The following is a 25257-nucleotide window of genomic DNA, read 5'->3' as shown; positions in this document are numbered from 1 at the left end:
CCTGTCGAACAGGCCGGCACGCGGAGCTTCGTCGAGCGTCGAGCCGCGGAACGGCAGCGCTGGGAAGTCCTTCAACATGTCAGACAGCTCCCGTTCGTAGGCCTCGCGCAAGGTCGAGACGAAGAGGTCCGGTTCGTTCGAGTCGCTGAGGAGGATGGCCGACTTCAGGTCCTTCTGGTCGTCGGTATAGGCGTCCAGCGCGTCGACGCACTGGACGCCGACGAGCCTGACGCCGGACTGTGTGGGGAACCCAAGGCCAGGGCATGGTAGTCGGCAGCGATCTGCTCATGGAGGTGGCGGCGCTCGGTACCGGTGAAGGGATCGGCGGCGAGCCACAGGGCAGCGACGAGGCGCCGGATCTGCGTCGCGAAGGGCAGGTGGTCCGCGGAGGTCGGCTCCCTGTCCCCCGCGGCCTGCGCCAGCAGTTCGTGCATGTGCTCGATGGGCGCGGGCCGATCCAGCGTGACGTCCGAGTGGGGCGCGATCGTAACAGCGGTCAGCAGCCCGTTCCGGGTGTGGACCTCCGGACCGTCCGGGGAACCGATGGCGGTGCCGTCGGCCGGAGGGGCGGTCGGTCCGGCCGCTCCGTGACCCTTGTCGAAGCGCTCGGTCAGTTCCGTGGCGACGACGTTCAGCTCTCCCAGGGCCAGCGTGTAGTAGAGCAGGCCGACGATGTCGTCCCGCCGCAGGGCTTCCGCGCGCAGCCAGCAGAAGACCTTTGGCCAGTTTGTCTTGGTGTTGGGTCCGCATCGGGCGAGCCGCCGCAGCAACACTGGCGCTGACAGTGGCCGTGGTGTCGTCCGGCAGTGCCCACAGCAGCGAGCCGCGACTGGTCGCGGTGATCGTCAGCGCGCCGCTACGGTCGTCGATTTCCAGGGCGCGGCGCGCACGGGCGAGGTGACCGAGAAAGCTGCGGCCGGGTTCGTCATCGGCGTTGTCCAGCAGGACCACTGGGGTCAGCAACCAGGACGCCGAACGCTTTCCGTGGGAGAAGGCCTTCCGCAGATCGGCGAGGAAAGCCGCGCACAGGACATCAGCCGCCTCATCCCGGTCGCCGTTGTGGCTCGGCGCGTTCCACTGCTGGTTCAGCTGCACCAAGGCGCCGATCGGGTCGTCGGTGTAGCCCTGGTCGCGGTGGCCGAACCAGACTTTGTAGCGCCCCAGGAACAGACGGCTGCCGAAAATCCGAGAGGTCAGCGCGCTGACGGCAGCGGTGACCGGGCGGCCCAGCAGGCCTGTAGCGGCATTTCCGGTGAGCGGATCCACAGGAAGGGAGAGGATGTCGTCTGCGATCTTACGGAGGAGATCTTCGATCCGGTCGAGCCTGCAGTACTTCTTAATTTCGGCGACCACGAGCTCGCGTGCCCCGTTGCGGTCCGTGTAGCTGAGGTCGAGGCGCAGTACCAATTCGCCGATGGTCAACCGGGGGAAGCTGATGCGACCGTAGTTGGGCGTGTAGCTGCTCAGTTTGAAGGCGAGAGCCGCCAGGATCTGGTCCGCATCCGCCTGCGGAATGTGGTGGAAGTCGATATGGGCGTAAGGGCACCTTCTGACGCGGAACTCTGGCGATCTGGTGGAGTAGGGCGGACTTGCCGATTCCCCGCATGCCTTCGAACACCAGGATCGGACGCCGTGCCCCGGTCGGGGTACCGTCGGGACCGGGCCGGGTCATGAGGCGTTCGATGACCGCCATCGCATGTTCGCGACCGACAATGAATTCGCTGTCCGAATTCACCACGTCCTCGTTTGCGATGTCCGAAGTTCGCGGAAATAAAAGATCGTATCAATGGCAGGGGTGAACATCTGGGGCATATGTGAAGTATTCATGAGTGCATGCCCCTCACTCTATGGTGGCCGACTGATTCAAGGCGCCAGTGTGTCCGCATCCGGTCGACAATTCCCCGTCGAACATCGGTGGAATGCTCGGTCGAATCGGATCGCCGGAGCACCCGTCGCATAAGAAGGGCGTGAGAAATGAGGCGCACGGTGTCGCGGGAGGCGATTTCTTTCCCGGTCGTCCGCTTTGCGTTCGGCGGAGGCGTGCGGCATCGGGCCGGGGCCGCCATCGGGTGGCACGCCCCGTGGCCCCGCCGGGAGGCCCGTCCTGCCCGCGAGGCGGGGGCCGGTGCCGCCGGTGTTGGACGCGGCCGCATACACTGAGCTGTGATCACTGTGTCGTCTGAGGCCGGTGATCGCGCGGCTACTAGCGAACCCGCCGCGGTGACATGCGGTGACAAACGGCGCCAATGCGAACCAATACCGTCATCCGCGCGTCCCACATGTCATCAACACAATGGCGAATCCCAGCGGAGGTGGATCGTGTCCCAAGATCCCCGAGAACCCCACCGGCAGCCCTCGACACAGGGCTCGCGAATCGACCCCTACGTCGGCGCCTACGCCGCACGCGCACAGGGGATGGTGGCCTCGGAGGTCCGGGCACTCTTCGCCGTCGCATCGCGCCCCGAAGTGGTCTCCCTCGCGGGCGGTATGCCCAACGTCAGCGCGCTGCCGATGGACCGCATCGGCGAGATCGTGCAGGAGGTCATCGCCGACCAGGGCCCCACGGCCCTGCAGTACGGCTCCGCCCAGGGCGACCCCGTGCTGCGTGAACAGATCTGCGAGGTGATGGGCCTCGAAGGGATCGAGGCCGACGCCGACGACGTCATCGTCACCGTGGGCTCCCAGCAGGCGCTCGACCTCGTCACCCGCGTCTTCGTCGACCCCGGTGACGTCGTGCTGTGCGAGGCGCCTACCTACGTCACCGCCATCAACACCTTCGCCGCCTTCCAGGCCGACATCCGGCACATCGCCATGGACGACAGCGGCGTGATCCCCGAGGCCCTCGAAGAGACGCTGGCTCGGCTCACCGCCGAGGGGCGGCCGGTCAAGTTCTTCTACACGATCCCCAATTTCCAAAACCCCGGCGGCGTCACCCTCACCACCGAGCGCCGCCGCCGCGTGCTGGAGATCTGCCAGCGCTACGGCCTGCTGGTGCTGGAGGATAACCCCTACGGCCTGCTGCGCTACGAGGGCGAGGCCGAACCCACGCTGCGCGCCGACGCGCCCGACAACGTCATCTATCTGGGCTCCTTCTCCAAGACGCTGTCGCCGGGGTTCCGCATCGGCTGGGCGCTGGCCCCATCTGCGGTGCGCGCCAAGCTCGTGCTGGCCGCCGAATCCGCGATGCTCAGCCACTCCACCTTCAACCAGATGGTCGTGGGGCGCTACCTGTCCACCCACCCGTGGCGGGAGCAGATCAAGGACTTCAACGAGATGTACCGGGAGCGCCGCGACGCCATGTTCGGCGCGCTCGACGCGCTCATGCCGGCCGGGACCACCTGGACCCGTCCCGAGGGGGGCTTCTTCGTCTGGGTGACCCTGCCCGAGGGGCTCGACGCCAAGGCCATGCTGCCGCGCGCCGTGAGCGAGCGCGTTGCCTACGTCCCGGGCACCGGGTTCTACGCCGGGGACGAGGGGCACCGCCACATGCGCCTGTCGTTCTGCTACCCCACGCCGGATCAGATCCGCGAGGGCGTGCGGCGGCTCGTCGGCGTGATCAAGAGCGAGACGTCGCTGCGTGATACGTTCGGCAGCACGTCGGTCCCGCCCACGAGCGGCAGTGACGCACCGACGCCCGATATCCCCTGACTCGCAAGGCGCGATCCGCCGTGGTGGCATCAGCAGAACAGAAGGAAGGCAGGACCGTGGCCGATCTCGACCGTGTGCTCGTACTCGCGGGTGGGATGTCGCCGGAGCACGAGGTCAGTGTGCGTTCGGGGCGACGCGTGGCCGAGGCGCTGCGCCGCCTCGACGTCGAAGTTCAGGTCGCCGACGTCGACTCGGGGCTGCTCGGCATGCTCAGCGACGACCCGCCGCAGGTCGTGTTCCCGGTGTTGCACGGTGCCTTGGGTGAGGACGGAGCGGTCCGAGAGATCCTGGAGCTCAGCGGCCTCCCCTACGTCGGTGCACCGCCCCAGGCGTGCCGGGTGGCGTTCGCCAAGCCGACGGCCAAGGCGTTGGTGGCTGAGCAGGGTGTGGCGGTGCCGCGTGGCGTGACGCTGCCGAAATCGGCGTTCCACGACTTGGGCGCGCCCGCGCTGCTGGAGCGCATCGTGGCGACGCTGGGGGAGTCCCTGTTTGTCAAGCCCGACCAGGGCGGTTCGGCGTTCGGCGCGACCCCGGTCGACTCGGCCGAGGAGCTGTCGGCGGCGCTGGTGAGCTGTTTCGCCTACGGCGACACGGCCCTGATCGAGGAGCGCGTGCGCGGTACGGAGGTCGCCGTCGGTGTCCTGGACACCGGCGAGGGACCGGTGGCGCTTCCGCCCGTGGAGATCGTGCCGGACGGCGGCGTGTACGACTACGCCGCGCGCTACACGGCCGGACGTACGGAGTTCTTCTGCCCTGCCCGCCTCGACGACGCGACGGTGCGGGCCGCCTCGGATGCTGCCCTGACCGCCCACCGGGCGCTGGGGTTGCGCGACCTCTCGCGGACCGACCTCATCGTCGACCACGAGGGCACGGTGCGCTTCCTGGAGGTTAATGTCGCCCCGGGGATGACCGAGACCTCCACCTTCCCGATGGCGGTTGAGGCCGCCGACCGCGACTTCGCGCTCACCTGCCGCGAACTCGCCCACCGCGCCATGCTGCGCTGCTGATCACCCGCCTGCGCGCGCCGTAGGCGCCCTACAGCGACACCAAGGGGTCAGTGGCTGGCTCAAATGAGCTAGCCACTGACCCCTTTTGTTGGTGCGCCCGCGAAAGCCATCGGAATTCTGTTGCGGTATCGCGTACGACGTACGGTACGATCTGCGACCTGGCGCGGGCGGACGAGTGTGCCGCGGGGGCTTTCGGAAAGGTGAGGCATGACGTTCTCGAACCAGACGCACGGAATCGCGACCGGCTATACGCCGACGGCGGACGATCTGAAAAGCCTCGAATGCTGGTTTGCCCGCTACGACGAGCGCGCCGAGAAGTCGGACGCCGAGGGCATGGTGAACATGGGGATGTTCCCGATGAACCTGGTCAGCGACGACTCCGAGGGTAACGGTGTCGCCGCTCAGTGGACCCGCGATCAGTACCTGAAGATGCTGGCCCACGAGGTCCCGGACGGATCCGCGGACCTGAAGACGGAATCCGTGCGGACGCCGGTGTTCCTGAGCGCGCAACTGGCGCTGGTGTTCACGGAGGCCACCATGACCACGAAGGACGGGACGGTGAAGATGCACTACGCTGACGTGCTGGTGAAGTCGGACGGCGAGTGGGCCTACCAGACCATGGTCCAGAGCGGCTGGGGCGACGCCATGAAGGGCTAGCGATCTCACGATCTGGCGAGTGAAGTGCTTCAGGGCATTGCCCGGCGCTTGGGGAAGCCAACCTCTCCCTGAGTTTTCCCAGCTAGCGAGCGCAGTTTGCACAGCCGCCCGCCCCGCTTATCCCAACCAGACCTGGATGTTTCTGCCATTCCCCAAGGACGAACCAGGGAGGAGACAGCGGACGGCGCTGATCCGCCATCGTCACTCTCTTCCCTCTCCGATTCCGCCACGCGCCCCTCAAGAGTCCGCGTGCGCAAGCCGGGAGAGGGATCCCCGGAGTGCATCACTGAGCGGGGTGGGTCGACCTCCCGGAGCCGGGTGCCCCCGAGTCACGAGTCAGGGGAAGCACAGGGGGCACCCGGCCACCCTCCTGCGTATCCACATAGAATTGTCGAATGGAACGGCCATACGACATCGTGCTCTACGGGGCTACCGGATTCAGCGGCGGACTCACCGCCGACCGTCTCGCCGCCAACGCCCCGGCCGACACGCGCTGGGCTCTGGCCGGGCGGGACCGGACACGGCTGGAAGCGGTACGCGGCCGCCTTGCCGGGATCAACCCGGCCTGCGCGGACCTCGACCTGCTGATCGCCGACTCCGCCGACCCCGACTCGATGCGGTCGGTCGCCGAGTCCGCCCGGGTCGTTGCCGCCGCTGCCGGTCCCTACGCCGCTGTCGGCGAACCCATGGTGGCCGCCTGCGCGCGGGCTGGGACCGACTACATCGACCTCACCGGGGAATCGGTCTTCGTCGACCAGATGTACGCCCGCTACCACGAGGAGGCGCTGCGTACCGGCGCCCGCCTGGTCCACGCCTGCGGGTTCGACTCCGTACCCCACGACCTCGGGGCCTACTTCACCGTCCAGCACCTGCCCGAGGACGTTCCGATCACCATCGAAGGCTTCGTCCGTATGTCGATGACCCCGTCCGGGGGTACCTGGCACAGCCTCATCGGGATGGTCGCTGACCAGGGTGCCGCCGCGCGCGCTGCGAAGGAACGGGCCGCCAAGGAGCGGCACCTGTCGCGTGCCGAAGGCGGTGGAACGGGACGACGTGCCCGGATCGACCAGCGTCCTGTGCCGCGCACCCGGTTGACCAAGGGGTGGGCGCTGCCGATGCCGACCTTGGACCCGCAGATCATCCGGCGATCGGCTGCTGCTCTCGACCGGTATGGACCCGACTTCCGGTATGGCCAATACATGGTGACGCGGCGTCTGGTAGGCGCGGCGGGGACGGCCGCTGGCGCGGGTGGGTTGGTCGTCGCTGCCAAGATCCCCCGAATTCGTGACTATCTGCTCGGCAAGCGCCAGCAGGGCGAGGGCCCGTCGGAGGACGAACGCGCCACGGGAAGCTTCCTGCTGCGCTTCCTCGGGGAAGGCGGCGGGCGTCGTGTGGTGACGGAGGTCGCGGGCGGTGACCCCTACGACGCCACGGCTGTCATCTTCTCCCAAGCCGCGCTGTGCATGGCCCACGACGATCTCCCGGCGACGGCGGGCCAGGTCACCCCGGCCATCGCGATGGGTGACGCCCTGACCGCCCGACTGCGAAACCAGGGCATCGCATTCCGCCTCCTCAAGGAAGAGGAATCCGCCTAGCAGAGTGGCGAAATGATTCTGCCGGGTGACCAGGTAAAGGGGGCATTCTGGCTATACCGGGATACGGGTAGACGGATAAGGGGGATTGTGTCGCTGTCCCGGTAGGCGGAGCGTGCGCTGTGCTGAAAAGTGGCCGATTGGCCATCACAGTCAGCGTTTGGAGTGAAGTGAAGCGTTACGCAGCCGTCCTCGTCATCGCCGCCCTCATTCTTGGTGGCGTGGCGTCCCCCGCCCACGCTGCCAAGGGCACCTTCTCCTACACGGTCGGCTTTCACGAGCCCAGCCTCGTCAACCCGCAGAACTACATGTGCCACAAACTGGCCGAGACTCCTCCCGCTCGTCTACTGACCAACCGCACCGATGCCCGTGCGCTGATCTTCGACGAGTCCGATTGCCACACGTTCGTGTCCGCTCTGGAGCCCGGTGAGACCGGTTCTCCCGTGATGACCGGTCGCAGCGTGGCGTTCCTCTAGCGATCGCACGCCACGGCCTGACGGGGCGGCAGCCTCGCGACTTGGACCGTGTTCAGTCCAGTGCAGGGCCAGCAGTGGGGGACATGACGGGCAGCCCCCACCTGGCCTCGGCGATGCGCCGCGCGCACGCGGCCTGTCCCTCGGAAGAAGGGCCCCAGTTCAGGCGGTCCAGCACCGCATCGAACGGTGCGAGCAGCCGCCCGTGGACGCGCCCGTTGTCCGGGTCCGGGCGGCGGGGGAGCAGCTCGACGATGCGGGCGACCATACGCAACTGGGCATGGGAGGGCTGTTCCGGGTGGAGGACTTCCTGGTACCCCAGGTATACGGGGTCGGCGATCCGCACCTGCACCTCCTCATCGACCTCGCGGACGAGGGTGGCGACGCGGTCGGTGTCATGGGGCTCAGGCGTGCCGCCCGGCAGGCCCCAGTGGCCATTGTCGATCCTGGCCATCACGCGCCCGTGGCCGTCGACGAGCCACCCATAGACCTGGGTGACCTTCATGCCGTCGGGGACAGCGGTGTCGGCGTACCACCGATAGCTGGTCTGGGGCGGATGGCTCATGGGGGTCTACCTTACGAGCCCGGCGAGAGCGGGATGCCCGCGACCTCGGGAGGAAACGGCCGCCGGGGGAGCGGCCGGAGATGAGCAGGCCGCCCGTCGGGGCCGCAGACGGTAGAGGGGCGCGCCCAGACGGACGCGCCCCTCGTTGGTAGTTGGTACCGGGCTTGGTACAGGTTGCCCCCGGCTAACGCTCCAGGACCCGACGCAGGGCGGCGAGCACCAGTTCGGCGCGGTCGAGGCGGGCGTTGTGTCCCATCAGCCCGATCCTCCAGATCGACGAGGCGAGGTCGCCCACGCCCGCGCCGATCTCGATGTCGTATTCGTTCAGCAGGCGTTCGCGGACCTTGGCCGAGTCCACGTTTTCGGGGACACGAACCGACGTCAGCTGAGGGAGGCGGTGGCCTTCCTTCGCGAACAGTTCCAGCCCCATCTCCTGCAAGCCCTCCTGCAGACGGGTGCCCGCCGTGCGGTGGCGTTCGGTGATGGCGTCCAGGCCCTCGTTCTGGATGCGCTCCAGCGCGGCGTCCAGGGAAGAGATCATCGCGGTCGGGGCCGTGTGGTGGTAGACGCGGCCGCCGCTGCCCGGGGTGCCGTGGACGTAGGCGCCCAGAAGGCCGAGGTCCAGGTACCAGACCGGAGGCACCTCCACCCGGCGCTCCCAGGCGCGCTCGGAGAAGGTGAAGGGGGCGAGGCCGGGCGCGACGCCGAGGCACTTCTGCGTTCCGGAGTAGGCGATGTCCACACCCCACTCGTCGATGGCGACTGGGATACCGGCCAGTGACGTGACGCAGTCGGCCAGCAGCAGAGTCTCCGGTGACTGCGCCCTCAGGGCCGCGCCCAGAGCCGCGATGTCGCTCTGGACACCGGTGGAGGTCTCGGCGTGTACCGCCGCGACGATCGCCGGTGCGGGGTGGGCGGCCAGAACACGCTCGATGTCCACCGGTTCGCCCCACGTGTGGTCGACACGGATCACCTCGGCGCCGTAGCGGGAGGCGACCTCGCACATGCGGACGCCGAACACGCCGTTAACCGCGACCACGACGGCGTCGCCGGGGCGGACAGTGTTGGCGAAGGCGGCCTCCATGCCGATCGAGCCGGTCCCCGACAGCGGAAGCGTCACCGGATTGGTCGTCCCCCACGTCGCGCGCAGGCGGTCGCACGTCCGGTCCAAGAGCTTGATGAACTCCGGATCCAGGTGTCCCAGGAGGGGCGCGGCCAGCCCGGCCGTCGCCTCGGGGTAGGGGTTGCTCGGTCCAGGTCCCAGGAGGATGCGCTCGCTCAAAGCCATGCCGATCACTCTAAAGGCGGCCTTCTTTCCGCTGATCACCGACCCTCTGTTCACGGGTAGGACGAGGCTTGGAGCAGAGAGTGAGTGCGTCTGAACTGGCGCGGCAACAGGACGTATCGTGCATTGTGGCCGTCGGAGCGTTGGGCGGACCGGACCGAGAGGCGTGGAGGGCGACGCGTGGACATGTCGCGCAGCGGGCAAAGCGGGGCGTGCGCAACCCGTGAAGGGGACCGAGGCAGCTGGGCAGTGGTCGATGCGAGCTCGGGCGGGGCGTCCGACGGGATCACGGTGCGCTCCGTGGCCATCACCGACCCCCTGGCCACGCCCATGCTCACCGAGCTCACCGCCGAGTACTGCCGCCGCTACGGGGAGGAGAACGGCCGCTACGAGATGAACTCCATCCCCGACTCCGACTTCGCCCCTCCGGACGGCGGCGTCCTGCTTCTGGAGCACGACGGCGAGGTCATCGCCGGTGGGGCGTTCCGCCGCTGGGAACACGACCTGGAACAAGCCGCCGCCACGGGCGGCGGACTCGGCGGAACGGTCGAGTTCAAACGCGTGTGGACCGCCCGGGCCCACCGGCGCCGCGGCCTGGCCCGCCGGGTCATGGCCGAACTGGAAGCGGCCGCGCGGCGCGCCGGATACCGCACGGCGTTCCTCATCACCGGCCCGGCCCAGCCCGAAGCGATCGCGCTCTACACCCGACTCGGCTACACGCGACTCGACCCCGCCGACGTCCCGGGGATCGTCTACCCCGACTGCGTCCCGTTCATCAGGCGGTTGGTGGAGGGTGGCGTAGAGGCTGCTCCGTAACCCGACAGGGCCACACCGGTCGTCGGCGACCTCTCCCCGGTGATGGCGGGGTTGACCCTGGGTTTCCGACCGCCGTCGGTGCCGCGGTCCCGTCGTCCACAGGGCCGGTGTACCTCGGCGATGCGACGGCCCGGGACCCATACGATGATGGGGGAGAGCCGCCACAAACGGCTTCCGTAGTCCACGCACTCGATGAGGAGGGCCCTACCGTGTCCGAGCACGAGCGTCCGCAGTCCGAGACGGAATCCACCAGCTCCGCAGACGCACCGGTGTTCACACCGCGCAAGAACGGGCAGGCGCAGGCGCCGTCTGAGGAGCTGCTCGCGTGGATGCGCACCGGGTGGGCCGATACCGAGATGCGCGACCTCAAGCCCATCGAGCAAGCCGAATACACCGCCCGGCGCCGCGCCGCCCTCAGCGCCCGTTTCCCCGGTGAGCGACTGGTCATCCCGGCGGGCAATCTCAAGACCCGCTCGAATGACACCGAGTACCCGTTCCGCGCCGCCTGCGACTACGTCTACCTTTCCGGCGACCAGACCGACGACGGCTGCCTGGTCTTCGAGCCGCGCGCCGAGGGCGGGCACGACGTCACCGCCTACCTGCGCCCCCGCTCCAGCCGCGAGAACGGCGAGTTCTGGCTCGACGGCCACGGCGAGCTGTGGAGCGGCCGCCGCGAGAGCCTCCAGGAGTCCGCCGCCCTGCTCGGCCTCAACACCGCCGACGTGCGCACACTGCCCGACGTTCTACGCAACGCGGCCACCGCCCCCACCCGGATCGTGCGCGGCCACGACAGCTCGCTGGAGGCCGTCCTCGCTGAGCTTCGCGGCGGCGACTCCGCCACCCAGGAGGGGTGGGACGCGGCCGCCGAGCGCGACGAAGAGCTGGCCATCACGCTCCACGACCACCGCCTGATCAAGGACGAGTGGGAGGTCGCCCAGCTGCAGCAGGCGGTCGACTCCACCGTGCGCGGCTTTAACGACGTGGTCGGCGCCCTGCCCAAGGCCAAGGCCACCTCCGAGCGCTACATCGAGGGCACGTTCTTCCTGCGCGCGCGGGTGGAGGGCAACGATGTCGGCTATGGCACCATCGCCGCCTCCGGCCCCAACGCCACCACCCTGCACTGGGTGCGCAACGACGGACCGGTGCGCGACGGCGAGCTGCTGCTCCTCGACGCGGGAGTCGAGACCACCACCCTCTACACCGCCGACGTCACCCGCACGATCCCGATCTCCGGCACGTTCAGCGACGTCCAGCGCCGCGTCTACGACCTGGTGCACAAGGCCCAGCAGGCCGCGATCGCCGCCGTCAGGCCAGGCCAGCCGTTCCTCGCCTACCACCGGGCGGCGCAGCGCGTCCTCGCCGAGGGCCTGGTCGAGTGGGGCCTGCTCGACGGCCCGGTCGACAAGGTGGTGGAGCAGGGCCTGCAGCGCCGCTACACGCTCCACGGCACCGGACACATGCTCGGTCTGGACGTGCACGACTGCGCGGCCTCCCGCACCGAGGTCCACCTCCACGGCGACCTTCAGCCCGGCATGGTGCTCACCGTCGAGCCCGGCCTGTACTTCCAGCCCGACGACCTCACCGTCCCGGAGGAGCTGCGCGGTATCGGCGTGCGCATTGAGGACGACGTCCTGGTGACCCCCGAGGGCAACCGCATCCTGTCGGCCGGTCTCCCGCGCCGTTCCGACGAGGTCGAGGCCTGGCTGGCCGAAACGCTGCCCGCGGCCTGACGCCGCGAAGCTCGCAGGGACACCGCCATCAGCGAGCGGACCACGCGGCCTGGTGCGACGGCACCAGGCCGCCCCCGCGAATCGTGGCACCCCCGGCGCCGACGAGCCGTCCCGGACCAAGCGCCGCCTTTTATCATCAACCCACCAGAAGAAAATTGGCTAAAAGGTCAAAAAGAGCATGGGACAAGTTCCGCGCCCGCGTTGAAAAACTCGGTAGAAGAGTCTCCGAATCCGAGGGGAAGGGCGCAATGAAACCCCACGGGTGGTGTGCGCGGCCGGACACGCGTGCACACCGACGCCGAACTATGTCCAACAGGGTGGGAGCTTGTTCCGCAGTTGATGAACTCGGGGGAGAGGTCGACGACGCTTCTTACGGGAGCGCCATCTAGTTCCGACAACAAACGCCCTCCGGTTGAAAGACCGGAGGGCGCGAATGTACCGCAACGCGGATTTCTCGTACACGCCGCATCCTCCTGGAGTCGCCGCGCCGTGTCCAGATCCAATTCCTAGCCTCTCGATGCCGCCAACAACCGCGCATCGAAACCAGCTTTAACCAGCCGCTCATAGGCACCCAACACCGCATCCGGAACGTCTTGGGCGATCGCGAAACCATGGATTGGGTACTCGATCACCCGCTGCATGTCCCCTACGATCATCTCGACAACACTGGCCTCGTCGCCGCCCCGCACGTACTCGTCGAAACCAACCGGCTGAGAGGAACACACGACCTCCACCTCCGGCCAGGACTTGCGGCACGTGGCATACGCTCGACGCTCCATGTAGGGCATGGTCACCAGCATCAGGGACGACGCCTGACGGTCGTTTTCCTCCAGGACTTGGCGGGAGAACTCCACGTTCTGGCCGGTGTTAGTCGCCCGTTCCTCGGTGAGGATCGCCTCGGCGGGAACCCCCAATTCGATAGCGCGCCTACGGTAGGCAACCGCCTCACCCTCGGGAAACTTTTCAGCGGTCGTGGGACTGCTGGCGCCGGTCATTACCATCACCGGGAACATCCCCGCCTCATATAGCCGCGCCGCGTGCTCGGCGACACCGATGTCATGGCATCCGAACACCACAGCCGCACAACACGGCCAAAGAGTGTGGCCCATCTGGTGGTAGTCCCAGATCAGTTTCGCGTCGCTACGCTCCTGGGCCTTCAGAACGCGCGGGTGGTGGTCGGGCACCGGGCATCCTCCTGTCGGTTCACCGCGGGCAGGCCTCAACGTTGTTGCTCCTCATTGAAGCGATGATCGGAATATCGCACGGCTTCGATACTGCGGACCTGGTGGTGCAGACCGTAGCGCGCCGCGGTGGTCTCCGCCTTAGACAGGAGAGCGGACCCTTCACCCCGGGTTGCAGGGTCACTCAGGAGGATATGGCCGTGGGCGGTATCCAACCTCACGCGCTGCATCGGAGTCCTAGACGTCCCCGTCGTGCGGGCGCCTCAACCGAGGAAACCACCCTGTTCCACCTGACCGGCGGGTTCGACTCGGGCACCGTGGCCACCCGCGCGGCCGAGCGCTACCCAGGCCGGTTCCCCACGGCAACACTGATTATCGGAGGACCTGGGCGTGAGCAGCAGATACGGCGCCGCTCCGAGATGCGATCGGCAGTTCAGTTCGCCGACCCAGACATCGCCATCGACGCCATGAAGTACCCGCCATTGGCGCCTGAGTGCCGATGGGTGAACGGGGACGTGATCAACCCCGCCGAGGAACCACTGCACCACCCATTCACACAGATGGCGCGGACAGTCGCCGAAACCGGCGCCCGAACCGTCGTAACCGGCCTGGGCGGTGACGAAATGGTCGCACTCACCCAGGAAGAGGAGCCACACAAGGGACTCGGCGAGATCACTGACGCCCAAATCCTGCCATGGATCGGACCACACTCCCGGAGCGTGCTGGAATTCGCCGACGACGGCATCGCACCCCCGGCCCCGATCAACAGCATGACCCTGCTCTCGCTGGAGACTACCGCCCCGGTACTCCTGCGCGAAGGCCTATGGCCGATGCACCCATTCGCCGATTCGGCCATGGTCGAACTCGGCGAGCAACTGCCATTCGCGTGGCGCGAGCTGAAACAGTTGCAACGGCAGCGCCTCCGTGCGCTCGGCATGAGCGACGACGTCATACACCCCGTCGCGCGCGAGTCCTTCGCCGAAGTCGTAGGCCACTCCCTGACCACCCACGCACCCCGGATTTTCGCCCATATGCTGGCCGAAGGATCGCCTCTGTTCGACGAAGGTCTCGTCGACCCCGACGGGTTGCGTTCCGCGCCCCGCTCTGCTGGCTCAACACCACTGAGGCAGCAGACCAGTGTTCCAAGCATAGCTGTGGGAGCACCTGACGGGGGCGTCATCTCACCGATGCCTACCTATCTGCCGCGGTGCAGGCGCGACGCTCCGCGCGTCACCAGAGGTCTGCACCGGTCCGCAGGCGACCTCACGGGACCGCTCTCCGGTCGGCGTCGTCGCAGGTCAAAGCTCCTGGTCAGGGGCAACGTCGGACGGGTAGGTGTTGTACACCCCCGCCTCCTCCTGGCCGGACAGGCGCTGGATGGCGGCCATGACCTCGTCGGTGATCGCCCGGCGCGCGGGCCCGGGTTTCATGCCCGCGTACTCGGCTCCGAAGTGCATGGGCGCACCGAATCGGATGCTGATCTTGGCGAGCCTGGGCACCCGCGCGCCGATCGGCTGAATGTGTTCGGTGCCCGACAGCGCGACCGGAACGACAGGCGCGCCCGACTTCAGCGCGAGGTGGGCCACGCCGGTACGTCCCCGGTAGAGTCGCCCGTCGCGCGAACGAGTTCCCTCGGGGTAGATCGCGAACGCCTCCCCGTCGCTCAGCGCCTTCAACCCCAGCTCCAGCGCGTCGATCGCTTCGCGCGCCGTGCCGCGTCGCACCGGCACCGCGCCGAGCGCGTTGAACGTGAACCGGGAGAGCCGCCCCTTGACGCCGGGGCCCTCGAAGTAGTCCGACTTGGCGAGGAAGCGAACGCGGCGCGGCACGGCGAGTGGGATGACCACGCTGTCGCTGAAGGAGAGGTGGTTCGCGGCCAAGATCACCGGACCGCTGCGGGGGATGTGCTCCAGGCCGTCGATGGTCGGCCGGTAGAGCGCTCGGCCCAGCGCCGACGCGGTGGCTCGCATGGTGCCGTACAGCAAAGATCTCCGATCGTCGGACGTCTGTGGCGTCATCACGGGTTCGCCACGCATTTCCGCCACGACAATGTAGCGTCGGCCTCCGGCGAGCCGAGACGCGCCCCGGGCGCGGGGCCGAGGACCGGAACACCAGGCTTCCGCGATCGCCCGCGCCAGGGAAGAATGTGACCCGAGTGCAACTCCGGCATGATCCAATGGTGCGCCGTGGATAACGCGCACCTGAGTACCGGAGATGATGCCCTCGAACGGTGGCGGCGTAAGACCGAACTACCGCTGGCCGCCGCCGCGCTGCTCTTCCTCGCCGCCTATGCCTGGCCGATCCTGCATCCCGAGATCCCCAAGCTCTGGAAGCTCATCTGCGAGGCGACCACCTGGGGAGTATGGGCAATGTTCGTGGCCGACTACCTGGTCGGGTTCACGCTCGCGCGTGATCGCCTGGCGTATCTTCGTAGCCACATCCTCGACCTGATCATCATCCTGGCGCCGTTCCTGCGTCCGCTGCGGGCGCTGCGGCTCATCACCGTCGTCAGCGTGCTGAACCGGCGCCTCACCAGCACACTGCGGCGCCACGTCGCCGTGTACGCGGTGTGTGTCTCCGTCCTGGTGGTGTTCGTCGCTGCGCTTGCGATTCTCGACGCGGAACGCGGAGCGGCCGGAAGCAACATCTCTGCGTTCGATGAGGCCCTGTGGTGGACGTTGGTCACCATCACCACCGTCGGCTACGGCGACTACTACCCGGTCACCGAACACGGCCAGCTGATCGCGGTGGCGCTGTTCATCGGGGGCATCTCTCTCCTGGGCGTCGTGACCGGGACCGTGGCCTCGTGGTTCACCGAGAAGGTCGAGGGCTCCCAGAAGGCCGCCCTCGCCACCCAGGAGCAGGTGGCGCTGCTGATGGCGGAGGTCCGGGACCTGCGGGCCGAGCTCGCCAAGCGGGAGCGGGGAGGGGACCCCGACCACGACCAGGAATGGGAGCGGGAACCGGAATCGGTCATGGACGGGTCCGCCCAGCCGCCGGGGAGTGGGTGACCGCCGGACGCCGCCTGTCGGCGGCCCCCGATGAGCCCGGCCCCGACGGGGCGACAGGGGCAACCCCGTTCACGTAGCCGATCCAGCCGGCCCCCGGCCCCTTGCCGGGCGAACCGACCTCCGGTCTCCTCCGGCCTGGATCAGTCGACGGGCCGCCAGTCGGCATTCGCTCCGCAGATGACCAGACACGCGTCATCCCCCGGAACACGCCCGGCCAGCCAGGCCGCGAACGGAACGGCGGCCGCGGGCTCGGCGGCGATGCGGAACTCGTCCCACAGCCGGTCGCGCGCAGCCAGGATCTCCGCGTCGCTCACCAGTACCGGCGTGACCGGGTTCTCGCGCAGCACCGAGTAGGGGACATCCCCCAGCCGGGCCGCGCCCAGCGCGGAGGCCGCCACCGACTCCACAGGTGTGTCGACCGGCTCCCCGCTGGCCAGCGCCGCGTGCAGACTCTGGCACCCTTCCGGCTCCACGGCCACGACCCGACGGCCTCCGGAACCCAGACGTACGCCCGCGACCAGGCCTCCGCCGCCCACGGCCACGGCCACGGTGTCGCAGTCGGGAGCGTCGTGGGCGATCTCGTAGCCGATCGTGCCCTGCCCGGCGACGACGAACGGGTCGTCATAGGCGTGCAGGTAGCGCACCCCCGTGGACTCGGCGTGCTTCCGCGCGGCCGCGGCGGCCACTGCGTAGTGCTCGCCGACTCGCACCACCTCGGCGCCGGACGCCTCCAGACGGCGGGCTTTCGCCTCGGGAACGGTCTCGGGCACGTACACTACGGCCGCGATGCCCAGCAGTCGGGCGGCGGTGGCGACGCCGAGCCCGTGGTTGCCGCCGGAGGCGGTGATGACCTTGTCGGTCTTTTCCCCGGCGATCAGTGCGTTGAGCGCGCCGCGCAGTTTGAAGGCACCGGTGAGTTGGAGGTGTTCCAGCTTCAACGTGAGCGTGCGGCCATCCACCTGCGCGTGCAGCACCGGCGTGCGTCGCGCGTGAATGGAGATGCGATCGGCCGCCGCACGGACATCTTCGGCCGTCGGGATGTTCGCGGGGATCGCGGTACTGGGTGTCATGTTCCGACTCTGCCTGCCAAGGTCATTAAGTTAAAGTTGGGTTTGCTTAGGATCATTAAGTAGAACTTTGTGTCGATTGATGTCTGGCCTGTTCCGTAGGGTGCCCCCGTGCGCTGCCAGGCGATCCGGGATCGACACCCTAACGGGACGCGCGTCGCACCCGGACGATTTCGTGCGGGTCGCGCGGGTCGCGGGCAAGGGCCGGGGCAGAGCAGCGGGAACACCGTAGGGCAGGGGAAAGGGCGTCGTGCCGACGGAGCCACCCGGATTCGGTGCCGTCGGAGTGCGGCGCGGCGGGGACACGGGGGAGTGGGTGGGCGCATTGCTCGACGCGAACCGGGTGCGGGTGCTGGTGGAGATCGCGCACGCGGGGTCGATCGCGGCGGCGGCCGAGCGGATGTCGTTCACGGCGCCCGCCCTCTCCCAGCAGTTGGCCAAGCTGGAACGGGAACTCGGCTGCTCCCTGGTCGAACGCGGGCGGGCCGGGATCCGGCTCACCGAGGCCGGGGAGGTCCTGCTCGCCTACGGAGAGCGGGTCCTGGGCGAGCTGAGGGACGCGGAGACGGCGGTGCGTGCCACAGCGGGAGAGGCGCCCCGCAGGCTCGCGCTGGGGACCTTCGCCAGCGCGGGCAAGGTACTCGTGCCCAACGCGCTCGCCGCGTTCGGCGAGGCGCACCCGCACGTGCGGCTCGCGCTGTCCGACGTCGAGCCGCCCGGCGGATACGGCCTGGTGACCTCGGGAGAGCTAGACCTGCTCATCACGCACCGGTACTCGGGCGTGAACCTGCCCCCGGCGGCCGGACTGCACCGCGAACAGATCCTCGTCGACCCGCTCCTGCTGGTCCTTCCCGAAGGCCACCCGGCGGCCGCCGCGCCGCCGCGGCTCGCGGACCTCGCCGACGAGGAGTGGATCTGCGGGGCGCCCGGCATCTCCAACCGGATCTCCCTGGACCGGGCGGCCGAGGCAGAGGGCGTCCCCCTGTCGGTGGCCTACGAGACCCGTGACTACGAGGTCACGCTCGCCCTGATCCGGGCGGGCGTGGGGGTCGGACTCATCCCGCGCAGCATCCTGGGGGCCGCCCTGCCCGGGGGATGGGCTGCGCTGCCTCTCGCCGGAGTCGACCTCGTGCGGGAGGTCTACGTCGTGCACCGCCGACGGCCGCCCGCTCCCGTGCCGGAGATGGTCGCCACCCTGCGTCGTACCGCCGTCTCCTGACAGGAGCGACAGCGCCAAGCCGGCGCCCGGGACGGACGGGCCAGCGCACCACCGTCCGCCGGTCACCGGGTATCTGCGGGACACCGCGCCGCCGGCGCAGCCGACGTTCGGTCAGGCGTTCTTGCGCGCCAGGGCCACCATCATTGTGCGCTGATAGGGTTCGAGGTCGTCGACGGCCGGGGCCGGTGCGGTGGGATCTTCGGGGCGCCAGCGCGCGATGTACTCCAGGCCGGGCGGGAGCAGTTCCAAGCCGTCGAACTGGCTGCGGATCACGTCCAACGGCCGCTTCCAGCCGGTGCCGAGCGTCTCTAGGCAGGCACGCGACAACGCCGCCTGCGCCGGATCACCGGTGTCGGGCCAGTGCGTGGTGAACAGGTAACTTCCGGGGCACATCGCGTCCATGAGCTCGTGCAGGAGACGGCCGGGCTGCTCGGCGTCGCTGATGTGCATGAGGATGCCGATCAGGATCACCGCGACGGGCCGGTCGAAGTCGAGGAAGGAGGTGATGTCGGGGTGGCGCAGGATGTGCTGCGGATCGCGCAGGTCGGCGGTGATGACCGTACTGTTGCGGTCGGTCGCGAGAAGCGCGCGGCCGTGCGCGAGGACGATGGGGTCATTGTCGACATAAGCCACGCGTGCCGCGGGGTTGTGCTCCAGGGCGGCTTCGTGCGTGTTGGGCGTGATCGGAAGTCCGCACCCGATGTCGAGGAACTGGTCGATGCCGACGGTGCCGGTGAGGTACTCGACGCCGCGGATCAGCGCGCCGCGGTTCTCCCAAGCGATCTTCCGTGCTTGGGGCAGATTGGCTAAGAAGACATCCGCTGCCTGCCGGTCAATCTCGAAGTTGTCCTTGCCTCCGAGGATCGCGTTATAGACCCGGGCGGTAGAGGGGCGAGACAACCCCAGGTCAGGAAGGTATTTCTGGCCCTGAGTGGACGTCCCTTCAGTGGGGCTCATTGGAGGTGCCTCCGCCTCTTCTACGTCGGGGGGAACTGTAATCGTACGCCTGTGGCGTACTTTGTACCCCCTGAGTTTCCCTATTCCTCCCCCGGCAACTGATGTATCGGCGCTCGGCGGCAGATCCCAACCGCGTGTGCGGCGTATACGGAACCACGACCAAAGCCGAGGGGCGCCAGCATGCGGAAGGAATGTCGCCTAAATGATCGAATCGGTTTAAAAGCGTCGGCATCGTGGCACGCCATGGTCTGGAGCGGGATCATGGTCCGACAGTGCGTCCGGTCGCGTGCCCGGGAGCTGCAATCCGGAGGTCAGAGACTGGAAGCCGGAAGTCGGAAGCCAGAAGTTCTTACGGCAATTCGATGAATAACGCAAGTCCTATGTGGCGGCGCTGTGCGTATGGGGCGCCGCCGATGCCGCAGAGGAGCGCTGACGTGCAGGATCCATGCCCGCGCCACAGGTCCTCGACGTTGGAGGTGGCCTGAGTAGTGGTCGCCTCCACCCCCACCCCCACCACATTCACACGGACATTCCGCGGCCACCCCCACGACGTCGCCACGGCACGGCACTGGGTCGAGGGCATGCTGTCGGCCGTGACCCACCGGCCGACCATTCCGGACGACATCGTGGGCACCGCCGTTTTGCTGGTATCCGAAGCCGCGACCAACGCGATTCGCCACACCGCCACGGGACTCGGCGGGCGGTTTACCGTGGTCGTGCATCTGTCGCCCGGTATGCTGAGCGTCCAGATCGAAGACGACGGCACCGCGGGAGCGGTGCCGTTGCATGTCAAAGCCGGGCCATTCGCCGAGTCCGCTCGCGGCATCGGCCTCGTCTCACACTTCGCCGAGGCGTGGGGCGTCCTCCCCGATGACGCCGGCGTGTATTTCCGCCTGACCTGGCCCTAGAGCTGATATCTCGGCGAGACCACCGAGGAAGGCCGCGCCTCTGGCCCCGACCACGGCGCGCTCCTGCCGCGCACGGGCGCTCCGGGTCGGGGACCGCCCGGATGGATCGGCGGCGTGGTTCTGGCCATCTCCCGAGCCCGCACGGGTCCGCGCCGGGTCCGGTGGGCGACACACCGCCGACACCTGGATGCGGCCAGCACGCTTCGCGGCCGCCGGCCGGGCGTGATGGGCGCGGCACCAGCTCGGCGGGCCGTCCCTCGCGCCGCTCCTCCCGACCGGTTCCGTCGGCGTCACCCCGTCCGTCCCGCCGCGATGCGCACCAGGCGCTCGCCCGGGTCGGTCAGGCGGGTTCGGGAGCGCCAAACCGCGCGCAGAGGGCGGCGCAGGTCGATGTCCTCGATTGGGACCTCGCGCAGTCGGCCGTCCGAGATCTCGGCGGCGACCGCCAGCTCACTGAGAACGGCCGGCGCGGCACCGCTCAGCACCGCCACCTTCACGGCCGCGTTGGACGACAGCTCCAGGGCGGGGGCGGTCGGCCCGACGCCCAGAGCCTCGGCCAGCGCGTGTTCCAGTGTCGTGCGCGTGCCCGAGCCGCGCTCCCGCATCACCAGCGGGGTCGCGGCGAGTTCGGTGGCGGGGACCGGGCTGCGGCGACGCGCCCAGGGGTGGGTCGGGGCCACCACCGTCACCAGCCGATCCACGCGCACCCGCGTTGCCGCGATGTCCCGCGGCAGGTCATAGGACTCGATAAACCCCATATCCGCCATGCCGCCGTGGATCTGCTCGGCCACCTCTTCGGAGTTCAGAACCTGCAGGCCCACCTCGACCGCCGGCTCAAGTTCACGGAGACGTGCCAGCCAGCCCGGCACCAGGTACTCGGCCACCGTCATGCTCGCGGCGAGCTGGAGCGTCGCCTTGCGGTGCCGACGCAGCGCGGCAACACCGCTTTCGAGGTCGCGGGCGGCCGCGACCACCGCGTGGGCCCAGTCGGCGACCGTCTGGCCCTGGGGGGTTGGACGGGAGCCGGTCGTGTCGCGCAGGAGCAGGGGCACGCCCAATTCGCGTTCGAGCGTGTCCAGACGACGGCTGGCGGACGCCTGGGTCAGTCCTACCTCGGTCGCGGCACGGCCGATGCTGCCGTACTCGACCACCAGCAGGAACAGCTCCAGACTCGCCACGTCCGGCCATTGCGCACTCATACAGTCACTGTATGACCTGATGCGTAATAGGGCTCTACCGAGCCTCCCAGCGGACGGTCAGAGTTGGGCCCCGTGAGTCAACAATCCACCGAGCCATCCGCCGAGCCCTCGACCTCGGCTTCTCCCACGCTCTTACCCTCGCCGCCGCCCGCCAAGCGGCGGATCTCCGCGCTACCGCTGTGGAGGCTTCCAACCCCGGGGCAAGCACGCGCGGCCGTCCCCGGGCTGCTGCTCACGGCTCTCGGCGTCGGGGTCGCGCTCCTGGTCAACCGGATGGTGCCCGGGGTCAGCGCGCTCATCGTGGCCCTGGTCCTCGGCGCTGTACTCACCAACGTGGGCCTGGTTCCCGAATCCCTGCGCCCAGGGCTGCGCGCTGCGGTCAAGACCCCCATGCGCGCGGGGATCGTCCTGCTGGGGCTGAGCCTCGCCCTCCCCGACGTGCTCGCGCTCGGCGCCCCGGTGCTGCTCGTGGTCCTGGGCGGAGTCGCGGTGACCTTCCTCGGCACGCTGCTGCTGGGCCGGCTCCTGGGCATCGCGCGCGAGCGACGCCTGCTCATCGCTACCGGTGTCTCCATCTGCGGGGCCTCGGCGGTGGCCGCGATGAACGATTCGGCCGAAGGCGACGAGGACGATGTCATGACCGCGGTCGCGATCGTCACCCTCTTCGGCACCCTCGCGGTCCTCGCCCTGCCAACGCTGCGCACAACCCTGGGACTCGACTCCGCGACCTTCGGGATCTGGACCGGCGCGAGCGTGCACGAGGTCGGCCAGGTTGTGGCGACAGCAGGCGCGGTCGGCGCCGCCGCGCTGGCCCCCGCCGTGATCGTGAAGCTCACCCGGGTGGTGCTGCTGGCCCCGCTGATCGTCGCCGTCAACCTCTGGCAACGCCGCGACAGGCCGATCCCCGCGCCCCGCGAGGGGCACCCGCCCACCCCAGAGCGCGCCCGCCCGCCGATCGTCCCGCTGTTTGTCATCGGGTTCCTCATCGCCGTGGGCGTCGGCAGCGCGGGGGTGCTCCCGGAGTCGGTCCTCGGGCCGGTGAGCGTCCTGCAGACCGTGCTGCTGTCCGCCGGGCTGTTCGCGATGGGCACCGGAGTCCGCCTGGGAGCCCTGGCCACATCGAGCGCGCGCAGCATCGCCTTGGGGGCGCTGGCCAGCCTGCTGATACTGCTCGTGACCTACACCGGCCTCATGCTGGCCACCTGAATGTGGACCGGAGCCGTGCGCGCATCACGTCGGCTCCGAGCGGCGCACCTCGGGGCGGCGTGTGCCGTAGCGGGTCGCCTGCTCGAAGGCGTAGGCGTAGCGCAGCAGCGGCAGATCCGCGCGGTGCTCGGCGACGAGCTGGACGCCCACCGGGAGGCCCCCGGGCGTGAAACCGGCCGGGACCGACATGGCGGGACACAGCGTGGCCGACACCCAGGAGGACGAGGACATCCAGCGGAGGTAGTCGTCCATCGGCTCACCGGCCACCTCGGCGGGGTACTCCAGGCCGGCGTCGAAGGGGACCACCTGGCTGACCGGCAGCAACAGGACATCGTATTCCGCGAAGAACTCGCGGAAGCGATGGTAGACGTCGGCCAGCTCCATCTTCGCCTGACCGACGTCCTCGCCGGACATCCGGCGCCCCCGCGCGATGTCGTCGGCCAGCGCCTCCTTCACCTGGCCCGGGTGCTCGTCGACGATCCACCCGTAGGCAACGGCGAACTGCCAGAAGCGCAGGGCACGAAAGACCCGATCGGCGCGCGAGAAGTCGGGGTGGACCTCCTCGACGCCGCAGCCGAGCCCGGCGAAGACCTCGGCCGCCGCGGCGCCCGCCGCGGAGGGCTCGGTCTCGATGGGCAGGGCTCCGCCGAAATCCGCGGAATACGCGACGCGCAGCCCGCGCATGTCGCAGTCCAGCGGACCGGCGAAGATCGAGCCCGGGTCGGACATCGCCGTCGGCGCCCTGGTGTCAGGACCGGAGATCACCGACATCAACAGCGCCACGTCGGACACCGTCCGCGCCATCGCCCCAGCGACCGTCATGGGCTCCCAGGGAAGGAACGACGGCCACTGCGGTACCCGCCCGGGCGACGGCCGAATCCCCACGACGTTGTTGAACGACCCGGGATTGCGCAGCGAGCCACCCATGTCGGATCCGTCCGACAGCGGATGCATTCCCGCCGCGAGCGCGGCTGCTCCGCCGCCGGTGCTGCCTCCGGCCGAACGCGCGAGGTCGTAGGGATTGCGCGTCACCCCGAAGACGGGATTGAAGGTGTGCGACCCCGCGCCGAACTCCGGCGCGTTGGTCTTGCCCATGACGATGGCCCCGGCCGCCCGCATCCGCTCCACGGTCAGCGCGTCGCGTTCGGGCACGTGGTCGGCGAACACCGGCGAGCCGTACGTCGTCCGCATCCCCGCGGTGTCGTGGGTGTCCTTCACGGCTACCGGAATCCCGTGCAACGGCCCGACCCCACCGCCCCCGGCCAACCGCTCGTCCGCCTGCGCGGCCTCGCGCATCGCCTTCTCGGCGTCGAGGGTCACCACGGCGTTGATCTCGGGGTTCACCTCTTCGATGCGCTCCAGGTGCGCCTGCGCGACCTCGCGCGCTGACAGCTCACGGTCACGCAGTCTCCGGGCGAGATCGGTGGCATCGGCGTAGGTGAGGTCGGCGTTCGCGTTGCGGTCCACGCCCCAACTGTAGTTTCGCCCCTCGCGGCCCTGCCGTGCGTGACACCAACGAACGCGTCCGACGGGGCGCGGGCGAGCGCGCTCGCCCGCGCCCCGTCCGCAACAGGTCGTCCCGATCCGATCCCTAGCGTCGACCGGCCGGTCGCTGCGGCCCGGTCGGCGGAGCGGCGTGAGGGTGCGGGAGGCGCGCTTCCGCTCCCGCGCTTCTGTACCTACGAGTATGTATAGTCGCGCTTATGGACACGAGGGAACGCCTCATCGAGAGCACACGCGAGCTGCTCTGGGAGCGCGGCTACGTAGGCACCAGCCCGAAGGCCATCCAGGAACGCTCCGGAGCGGGTCAGGGCAGCATGTACCACCACTTCCATGGCAAACCCGACCTCGCGCTCGCCGCGATCAGCCGCAGCGCCGAGGACATGCGCAGCAGGGCGGAGGCCGATTTCACCCGCCCCGGAACCGTGGTCGAGCGGATCAGCACCTACCTGCGGCGGGAACGGGACGCCCTGAAGGGCTGCCCCGTCGGCCGCCTCACGCAGGACCCCGACGTGATGGCCGACCCGCGCCTGCGCCGACCGGTCGAGGAGACCTTCGCCTGGCTCACCGGCCGGTTGGCCGAGCTACTGGCGGAGGGCCGCGCCAACGGGGAGCTCGACGCCGGGATCGACCCCGCGGCCACGGCAGCCGCGCTGACCGCCGTAGTGCAGGGCGGCTACGTCCTGGCCCGCGCCACCGGATCGGCCAACGTGTTCACCCAGGCCACCGATAGCGCCCTCGCCCTGCTTCGCCGGTGACGAGCCGACGATCCACCCCTCTTCGACAAGGAGAACCCCTGGCATGCCTTTCGTCCGCATCGACGCCCTGGGTGCCGACCGGGACCGGCTCGACGCGCTCGGCCGTGCCGTGCACGAGGCCCTGGTCGAGACCATCGGCGTCCCGCACAACGACCGGTTCCAGGTGCTGACCGGTCACGACGGCACCAGCAGCACACTGCGCTACGACGACTACTTCGGTGTGCACCGCGACGACGGCATGGTGTACGTCGCGATCACGATGCGCTCCGGACGCACGCCCGCGCAGAAGCAGGCGCTGTACCGGCGCATCGCCGAGCTCACCCACGCGTACGCGGGGACCGAGTCGCGCAACGTGTTCGTCACTGTGACCGAGAACGCGTCGAACGACTGGTCGCTCGGCCACGGGGCAGCGCAGTACGCCGCCTCCTCCGCTCCGCCCACCGCCACCTCGGAAATCGCCGGTGACCGGGGGCAGTGA

The 25257-nt window shown here is 69.0% G+C and carries 24 protein-coding genes; 13 read left to right on the top strand and 11 right to left on the bottom strand.

The window, feature by feature from the left end:
* Positions 1-164: 164 nt before the first annotated feature.
* Entirely contained in the window at positions 165-773 is a 609-nt protein-coding gene (locus ABD259_RS12510; protein WP_344162433.1) for a hypothetical protein, read from the bottom strand.
* Positions 774-2415: 1642 nt separating this feature from the next.
* Here ABD259_RS12510 and ABD259_RS12505 point away from each other — a divergent pair.
* The 5 genes from ABD259_RS12505 to ABD259_RS12485 all read left to right on the top strand — a co-directional run bounded on the left by ABD259_RS12505 (position 2416) and on the right by ABD259_RS12485 (position 7380).
* Positions 2416-3648: an aminotransferase-like domain-containing protein gene (locus tag ABD259_RS12505; protein ID WP_344109049.1), complete on the top strand. Its 1233-nt coding sequence runs from the start codon at positions 2416-2418 to the stop codon at positions 3646-3648.
* A 56-nt stretch (positions 3649-3704) separates the two neighbouring features.
* A complete protein-coding gene (locus ABD259_RS12500; protein WP_344109039.1) occupies positions 3705-4655 on the top strand; it encodes a D-alanine--D-alanine ligase family protein in 951 nt (316 codons plus the stop codon).
* Between the two features lie 207 nt (positions 4656-4862).
* Positions 4863-5312 carry a nuclear transport factor 2 family protein gene (locus tag ABD259_RS12495; RefSeq protein ID WP_344109037.1) on the top strand — a complete coding sequence of 150 codons (450 nt, stop codon included), beginning with the start codon at positions 4863-4865 and terminating at the stop codon, positions 5310-5312.
* A 395-nt stretch (positions 5313-5707) separates the two neighbouring features.
* On the top strand, positions 5708-6907 hold the full coding sequence (locus ABD259_RS12490) for a saccharopine dehydrogenase family protein (RefSeq protein ID WP_344162430.1): 1200 nt from the start codon (positions 5708-5710) through the stop codon (positions 6905-6907).
* Positions 6908-7074: 167 nt separating this feature from the next.
* Positions 7075-7380, top strand: a complete 306-nt coding sequence (locus tag ABD259_RS12485) for a hypothetical protein (RefSeq protein WP_344109032.1) — start codon at positions 7075-7077, stop codon at positions 7378-7380.
* 52 nt (positions 7381-7432) lie between these two features.
* Here the strand turns inward: ABD259_RS12485 and ABD259_RS12480 are convergent, their stop codons facing one another.
* A complete protein-coding gene (locus ABD259_RS12480) occupies positions 7433-7942 on the bottom strand; it encodes an NUDIX hydrolase (protein ID WP_344162427.1) in 510 nt (169 codons plus the stop codon).
* A gap of 184 nt (positions 7943-8126) precedes the next feature.
* Entirely contained in the window at positions 8127-9230 is a 1104-nt protein-coding gene (locus tag ABD259_RS12475; protein WP_344162425.1) for a pyridoxal-phosphate-dependent aminotransferase family protein, read from the bottom strand.
* A 246-nt stretch (positions 9231-9476) separates the two neighbouring features.
* Between ABD259_RS12475 and ABD259_RS12470 the strand changes: the two genes are divergently transcribed.
* Both ABD259_RS12470 and ABD259_RS12465 read left to right on the top strand, forming a co-directional pair.
* Positions 9477-10043 (top strand): GNAT family N-acetyltransferase, encoded by a 567-nt coding sequence (locus tag ABD259_RS12470; protein WP_344162422.1) that lies wholly within the window; start codon positions 9477-9479, stop codon positions 10041-10043.
* Positions 10044-10252: 209 nt separating this feature from the next.
* Positions 10253-11773, top strand: coding sequence for an aminopeptidase P family protein (locus ABD259_RS12465; RefSeq protein ID WP_344162419.1), 1521 nt, complete (start codon positions 10253-10255; stop codon positions 11771-11773).
* A 506-nt stretch (positions 11774-12279) separates the two neighbouring features.
* On the opposite strand, the gene ABD259_RS12460 is transcribed toward ABD259_RS12465, so the two are convergent.
* The 4 genes from ABD259_RS12460 to ABD259_RS12445 form a co-directional block, all read right to left on the bottom strand.
* Positions 12280-12957: a YdcF family protein gene (locus ABD259_RS12460; protein WP_344162416.1), complete on the bottom strand. Its 678-nt coding sequence runs from the start codon at positions 12955-12957 to the stop codon at positions 12280-12282.
* 260 nt (positions 12958-13217) lie between these two features.
* Positions 13218-13664 carry a hypothetical protein gene (locus ABD259_RS12455; protein WP_344162413.1) on the bottom strand — a complete coding sequence of 149 codons (447 nt, stop codon included), beginning with the start codon at positions 13662-13664 and terminating at the stop codon, positions 13218-13220.
* A 111-nt stretch (positions 13665-13775) separates the two neighbouring features.
* Positions 13776-13949, bottom strand: coding sequence for a hypothetical protein (locus ABD259_RS12450; RefSeq protein ID WP_344162410.1), 174 nt, complete (start codon positions 13947-13949; stop codon positions 13776-13778).
* Positions 13950-14252: 303 nt separating this feature from the next.
* Positions 14253-14939, bottom strand: a complete 687-nt coding sequence (locus tag ABD259_RS12445) for a lysophospholipid acyltransferase family protein (protein WP_344162407.1) — start codon at positions 14937-14939, stop codon at positions 14253-14255.
* A gap of 201 nt (positions 14940-15140) precedes the next feature.
* Between ABD259_RS12445 and ABD259_RS12440 the strand changes: the two genes are divergently transcribed.
* Complete coding sequence (locus ABD259_RS12440) at positions 15141-15965, top strand: potassium channel family protein (RefSeq protein WP_344162404.1); 825 nt, start codon at positions 15141-15143, stop codon at positions 15963-15965.
* A 140-nt stretch (positions 15966-16105) separates the two neighbouring features.
* Here ABD259_RS12440 and ABD259_RS12435 read toward each other — a convergent pair whose 3' ends face one another.
* Positions 16106-17035: a threonine/serine dehydratase gene (locus ABD259_RS12435; RefSeq protein ID WP_344109017.1), complete on the bottom strand. Its 930-nt coding sequence runs from the start codon at positions 17033-17035 to the stop codon at positions 16106-16108.
* A 322-nt stretch (positions 17036-17357) separates the two neighbouring features.
* Between ABD259_RS12435 and ABD259_RS12430 the strand changes: the two genes are divergently transcribed.
* Positions 17358-18251, top strand: coding sequence for a LysR substrate-binding domain-containing protein (locus ABD259_RS12430; protein ID WP_344109047.1), 894 nt, complete (start codon positions 17358-17360; stop codon positions 18249-18251).
* A gap of 111 nt (positions 18252-18362) precedes the next feature.
* Here ABD259_RS12430 and ABD259_RS12425 read toward each other — a convergent pair whose 3' ends face one another.
* Complete coding sequence (locus ABD259_RS12425) at positions 18363-19208, bottom strand: SAM-dependent methyltransferase (RefSeq protein WP_344109015.1); 846 nt, start codon at positions 19206-19208, stop codon at positions 18363-18365.
* A 488-nt stretch (positions 19209-19696) separates the two neighbouring features.
* On the opposite strand from ABD259_RS12425, the gene ABD259_RS12420 reads away from it, so the two are divergent.
* Positions 19697-20116, top strand: coding sequence for an ATP-binding protein (locus ABD259_RS12420; protein ID WP_344109013.1), 420 nt, complete (start codon positions 19697-19699; stop codon positions 20114-20116).
* Between the two features lie 290 nt (positions 20117-20406).
* Here ABD259_RS12420 and ABD259_RS12415 read toward each other — a convergent pair whose 3' ends face one another.
* The gene (locus ABD259_RS12415; RefSeq protein WP_344109011.1) at positions 20407-21315 is read right to left on the bottom strand and encodes a LysR family transcriptional regulator; all 909 of its coding nucleotides are present in this window, start codon (positions 21313-21315) and stop codon (positions 20407-20409) included.
* A gap of 72 nt (positions 21316-21387) precedes the next feature.
* On the opposite strand from ABD259_RS12415, the gene ABD259_RS12410 reads away from it, so the two are divergent.
* Positions 21388-22521 (top strand): YeiH family protein, encoded by a 1134-nt coding sequence (locus tag ABD259_RS12410; protein ID WP_344109009.1) that lies wholly within the window; start codon positions 21388-21390, stop codon positions 22519-22521.
* 24 nt (positions 22522-22545) lie between these two features.
* On the opposite strand, the gene ABD259_RS12405 is transcribed toward ABD259_RS12410, so the two are convergent.
* On the bottom strand, positions 22546-23988 hold the full coding sequence (locus tag ABD259_RS12405; protein WP_344162401.1) for an amidase: 1443 nt from the start codon (positions 23986-23988) through the stop codon (positions 22546-22548).
* Between the two features lie 236 nt (positions 23989-24224).
* On the opposite strand from ABD259_RS12405, the gene ABD259_RS12400 reads away from it, so the two are divergent.
* Together ABD259_RS12400 and ABD259_RS12395 are read left to right on the top strand one after the other, a co-directional pair.
* The gene (locus ABD259_RS12400; RefSeq protein WP_344109005.1) at positions 24225-24779 is read left to right on the top strand and encodes a TetR/AcrR family transcriptional regulator; all 555 of its coding nucleotides are present in this window, start codon (positions 24225-24227) and stop codon (positions 24777-24779) included.
* Positions 24780-24822: 43 nt separating this feature from the next.
* Positions 24823-25257, top strand: a complete 435-nt coding sequence (locus tag ABD259_RS12395; protein ID WP_344109003.1) for a tautomerase family protein — start codon at positions 24823-24825, stop codon at positions 25255-25257.

The sequence above is a fragment of the Nocardiopsis rhodophaea genome, from assembly GCF_039530945.1.
Classification (GTDB): domain Bacteria; phylum Actinomycetota; class Actinomycetes; order Streptosporangiales; family Streptosporangiaceae; genus Nocardiopsis_C; species Nocardiopsis_C rhodophaea.
This window is presented reverse-complemented; position numbering and strand designations above follow the sequence as displayed.

Coding starts and splice junctions, on each gene's coding strand:
- ABD259_RS12425 (WP_344109015.1), bottom strand. CDS start 19,208: ATGAGCCCCACTGAAGGGACGTCCACTCAGGGCCAGAAATACCTTCCT.
- ABD259_RS12495 (WP_344109037.1), top strand. CDS start 4,863: ATGACGTTCTCGAACCAGACGCACGGAATCGCGACCGGCTATACGCCG.
- ABD259_RS12475 (WP_344162425.1), bottom strand. CDS start 9,230: ATGGCTTTGAGCGAGCGCATCCTCCTGGGACCTGGACCGAGCAACCCC.
- ABD259_RS12395 (WP_344109003.1), top strand. CDS start 24,823: ATGCCTTTCGTCCGCATCGACGCCCTGGGTGCCGACCGGGACCGGCTC.
- ABD259_RS12505 (WP_344109049.1), top strand. CDS start 2,416: ATGGTGGCCTCGGAGGTCCGGGCACTCTTCGCCGTCGCATCGCGCCCC.
- ABD259_RS12415 (WP_344109011.1), bottom strand. CDS start 21,315: ATGAGTGCGCAATGGCCGGACGTGGCGAGTCTGGAGCTGTTCCTGCTG.
- ABD259_RS12490 (WP_344162430.1), top strand. CDS start 5,708: ATGGAACGGCCATACGACATCGTGCTCTACGGGGCTACCGGATTCAGC.
- ABD259_RS12480 (WP_344162427.1), bottom strand. CDS start 7,942: ATGAGCCATCCGCCCCAGACCAGCTATCGGTGGTACGCCGACACCGCT.
- ABD259_RS12400 (WP_344109005.1), top strand. CDS start 24,225: ATGGACACGAGGGAACGCCTCATCGAGAGCACACGCGAGCTGCTCTGG.
- ABD259_RS12435 (WP_344109017.1), bottom strand. CDS start 17,035: ATGACACCCAGTACCGCGATCCCCGCGAACATCCCGACGGCCGAAGAT.